The sequence below is a fragment of the Methanoregula sp. genome, assembly GCF_002835825.1.
Taxonomy (GTDB): Archaea; Halobacteriota; Methanomicrobia; order Methanomicrobiales; family Methanospirillaceae; genus Methanoregula.
In genome coordinates this window covers 1-3,951 of the sequence record NZ_PIZH01000210.1, presented here as the reverse complement: position 1 = coordinate 3,951, position 3,951 = coordinate 1, and the positions used below count along the sequence as shown (strand labels likewise).

The following is a 3,951-nucleotide window of genomic DNA, read 5'->3' as shown; positions in this document are numbered from 1 at the left end:
TCATCCGGGAAAGGAAGCGGCGCTTTATGTAATCTTCCTTATAGTTCGAGCACTGGATCTTCAGCAGCTGTTCCACATGTTTTTTTAATAAATTAAAGTCGGTAGCAGAATCATCCATACAAGAGACGTCCCTGATGTTGGTTAGTTCTTTTCTATATCCTTAAACATTTTATGGATATCCAGCCAGATGATCAGGCCTTTCTTCTTCTCATTGTCTGTTCCCGCTTCTGCCTGCCGGGTATTGATGATGCCCTTGATATAACGGGACTCGTTTCCCGCGATGCTCTGGGTCATGCAGTCAACCTGCGATTCCTTGATCTCCGTGACACTGCTCACCGTGTCAACAATGACGCCGACATTGTTACCTCCGGCGACTTCCGCCATCAGGACAATGATCTTCTGCCCTTTTGTGATCGGCCGGTCGGGAAGTTTTAAAAAGGAATTCAGGTTGACAATGTTCACGATCTCGCCCCTGAGGTTGATGACACCGGTGATATACACCGGTGCCCGGGGGATGACCGTGATGGGCATCATCTCAACTATCTCACGGACAATATTAATGTCCAGCGCATAGTTCTCGTTACACAGGGAGAACTCCAGAACCTCCCCAAAATCCCCTTTCATGCATTCTTCTGCATTCGTGCTTGTTTCTGCTGTCATGATGATTCCTCTGCTCATCTCCCGCAGGAATCTCTGCGGTTACCGGTATAACCCTTCCGGTACAAGGATCTCGAATCGCGCTCCGCTCCCTGGAACCCCGGTCTCACGGATCGAGAGGCCGGTAATCGCAAGCACCTCGCGGGAGAAGAAGAGGCCATAGCTGATCCGCCCGCGGCGGGTGTGCTCAAAGACCTGCTCCTTCTCCTCGCGGGGGACCCCGACACCGTCATCCTCAAACACCAGCACCAGATCCCTGCCCCGGTTTTCCGGGAAAAACCGGATGGTTGTTGCTTTCCCGCCATGCTCCAGAGTATTCTCGATAAGGTTGGCAAAGACCCGTTCGATCAAATCATCGCTGAATATCTCGATGTTCTTTACCTCAGCCTGTATAGCAACCTTTCCGGTAGGGCGCGATGCAACTGCCGCGGCAAAGCGCTCCCCCGCATCTTTCCAGCCCGGGGGACGGATGCCGATATTCTGGTAATCCCGGGTGAAGCTGATCTGGTGCTGGATCTGGGAGACCACCCTTTCCTGTTGATCGACAATTTTCCGGAATTTCTCGTCAAGAGGCTCATTCCTGAGAAGATCAAAGGAGAGGCGAAGGCTGGTGATCCCGTTGAGGATATCGTGCCGGGTAATGCTGGTTAAGAGGATGATCTGCTTGTTGGCATGCCGCAGGGCATCTTCGATCTGCTTTCGTTCGTGGATATCAGCCATGACGCCCTGGAACCCGGCTCCCGGGGTCTTTCCGGCAAGGCTGCGGCCGGTCACCTGTACCCACCGTACCGAAGACTGCTTTGTCAGGAGCCGGAACTCGATTGGCCCGTCAGTGCCACGCCGTGTCCGTTCAAGGCCTTTCTCGAAGGGCACGATATCCTCGGTAAAGACAAACTCCTGGAAACGCCTCCCCATGAGATCGGAAGGGGCATGCCCGGTCAGGTTCCGGATCGCGGGGCTTACGTAGGTGACCTGATCGTGGTCATTGAGGGTAAAGATCACTTCCGCGATATTCTCCACAAGTGCACGATACTTGGCCTCGGACTCTAGAAGCGCTTTTTCAATCTTGCGGAATTCTGAAAGTCGCTTCTGCAAGTCGTCCGTCACAGGACCCGGTGAACCGGATGATATATTCTGTGCAGGAGTAATATCCGGTGCTGGTTCTGCCAGGCGGGGAAGCTGTTCGAAGATCAGGCCAAAACCGGTCTCCCCCTGCTCAAGGGCAAGGGGGATTATCTTGAGCCGGAACTGCTCTTCCCGGTCACCGATTTTCAGGGAGATCTGCTGGACCTGCTCAGTCCCCTCCCGCGCCAGTTCAAGGTTCTGGAGAACCTCGGGCGTGATATATGATGTGAAGGGGCCTGTTGTGATCCGTTCTCCAAGAAGATCCTCCCGGTTCAGCGAGAGAACAGCAATCAGCTGATCATTGACCTGCTGTACTACCAGATCATTATTAATGATGATTATTCCATCCTGCCAGAGGTTCAGGAAATGCGACATCGGGATCCGTGCCGCAAGAGTGAAGATCTTGGCAGGTCCGAGATTCCGCTTCCGGATCTGGCCGGATGCAATCAGGAAATTGAGGTATTTGGCTGCCGTTGTACGGTTGATAGAGAGCTGCCGGGAGACCTGTTCTATCGTAAGACCGGCAGGATTATGTCCGAGCAGCTCGGTGATACGTTTGATCTCCTCTTCACGAACCATGCAGTTACTCCCGGTAAATATGATGGAATGTATTCATTGTAACCCATTCCTGCGAGTAATCATCATTATTACTCAACACTATTAAACATTGCTTTCAATCAGTGTTGGCCTAATCTTTATATACAATGGATAACGAAAGTCTATGTTACCCTTGACTCTTTGATGAGCACAAGTGATGATGATATGGGCGTGCTCTCTGAAGGGAACTGGGAGCATGACGTGATAGTCAGTCATGAAGATTGGGAGCCGGCCCCTGACAGGCCGGCAGAAATTCGTGACAGAGGGAGTGACACAGTATGAGTTTCATCGATGATATGAAAATCGGAAAGAAACTGATTGGCGGTTTCGTCATAGTCCTTATCATCATGGCGATCATCGCCGCGTTTGCATTCATGAGTGCAAACGATGCTGCAGCCCGGTCGAAAGATATGTACGAGAACAGCGTTGTCACCATTGATCAGATAGGAAGTGTAAGCGCTGATTTCCAGCAGATGCGTGCTGAGATATATCGTTATATCTATGTGCCTTCTGCCAGAACAACCGTGAGGAGCACGGCCGAAACATTAAAGGCCAATATAAAAACAACGATGGATGATTTCCGCAGTGCTTCCCTTAACACTAAGGAAAAGACAGACCTTGATAAATTTGATTCAAACTATGCAACATTCCTGTCTGAATACGATAAAGTGTTAAAGGCTGCAGATGCCGGCGACACTGCGACCATCGATGCAGCCCTTGCAGCAGGATCTCCGCTGATCACGGCACGGACAAATACCGTTGCAGCATATCAGAACATTGCCAAGTATAATCGCGATTCTGCAGAACAGCTGAATAAAGATTCATCATCAGCAGCTTCGGCAGCAACGCTCTATCTTGTGATCCTCTCCATTACCGGCATCCTGATTGGTCTTGGCGTTGCTCTCTACCTTTCAAAGAGTATCACTGGACCGCTTGACCAGGCTGCAAACAACCTCAAGGAGCTCAGCAAAGGACACCTAAGCGCCCGCCTTAACCTCAACCGGAAGGACGAGATCGGTGAGATGGCCCGGATCATGGATAACTATGCCAAGGGTCAGCAGAAGTATGTCCTTGGCACCATGCAGAAGATAGCCGAAGGCGACCTCTCTTCTAAGCTGAAAGCCCAGGACGCCCAGGACGAAGTTGTTCCGGCCCTTCAGACCACCATTGATTCAATCGCTGCCCTGGTTGAAGAAGCGAATATGCTCTCAAAGGCCGCTGTTGAAGGCCGCCTCTCGACCCGCGGGCACGCGGACAAGTTCAAAGGCGGATATAAAGAGATCATCCGGGGTTTCAACCAGACACTGGATGGTGTAGTCGGGCCGGTCAACGAGGCTATGCGGGTCTCCGGCGAATATGCACAGGGTAATTTCACCGCACGGGTTGATGAGAAACTCAATGTCCAGGGCGACTTTGTGAAGTTCAAACAGGCCCTCAACAATATCGGCATCGAGGTATCGAAATCCATGACCGTGGTCAACCAGCAGGTCGGGAATCTCGCGGCAAGCGCCGAGGAGGCAAACGCAAGCGTCGAGGAAGTCTCCGCAGGCTCCGCCCAGGTTGCAAGGAACG

3 protein-coding genes and 1 pseudogene are annotated in these 3,951 nt (G+C 51.8%); 1 reads left to right on the top strand and 3 read right to left on the bottom strand.

Translation table 11 applies throughout. From position 1 onward, the window contains the following. From CW742_RS08355 to CW742_RS08345, 3 genes and pseudogenes are all read right to left on the bottom strand, one after another. Positions 1-118: pseudogene (locus tag CW742_RS08355) on the bottom strand (protein-glutamate O-methyltransferase CheR); the annotation flags it as partial. 23 nt (positions 119-141) lie between these two features. Continuing rightward, the gene (locus CW742_RS08350) at positions 142-660 is read right to left on the bottom strand and encodes a chemotaxis protein CheW (RefSeq protein WP_292419037.1); all 519 of its coding nucleotides are present in this window, start codon (positions 658-660) and stop codon (positions 142-144) included. A gap of 39 nt (positions 661-699) precedes the next feature. Then, positions 700-2,361 carry a PAS domain S-box protein gene (locus CW742_RS08345; protein ID WP_292419034.1) on the bottom strand — a complete coding sequence of 554 codons (1,662 nt, stop codon included), beginning with the start codon at positions 2,359-2,361 and terminating at the stop codon, positions 700-702. A 296-nt stretch (positions 2,362-2,657) separates the two neighbouring features. On the opposite strand from CW742_RS08345, the gene CW742_RS08340 reads away from it, so the two are divergent. Next, the coding region (locus CW742_RS08340) for an MCP four helix bundle domain-containing protein (protein WP_292419031.1) at positions 2,658-3,951 on the top strand (1,294 nt) is incomplete at its 3' end.

What these genes read in the sequence shown, in the direction of transcription:
- CW742_RS08350 (WP_292419037.1), bottom strand. Translation starts at nt 660, where the DNA reads ATGACAGCAGAAACAAGCACGAATGCAGAAGAATGCATGAAAGGGGAT.
- CW742_RS08345 (WP_292419034.1), bottom strand. Translation starts at nt 2,361, where the DNA reads ATGGTTCGTGAAGAGGAGATCAAACGTATCACCGAGCTGCTCGGACAT.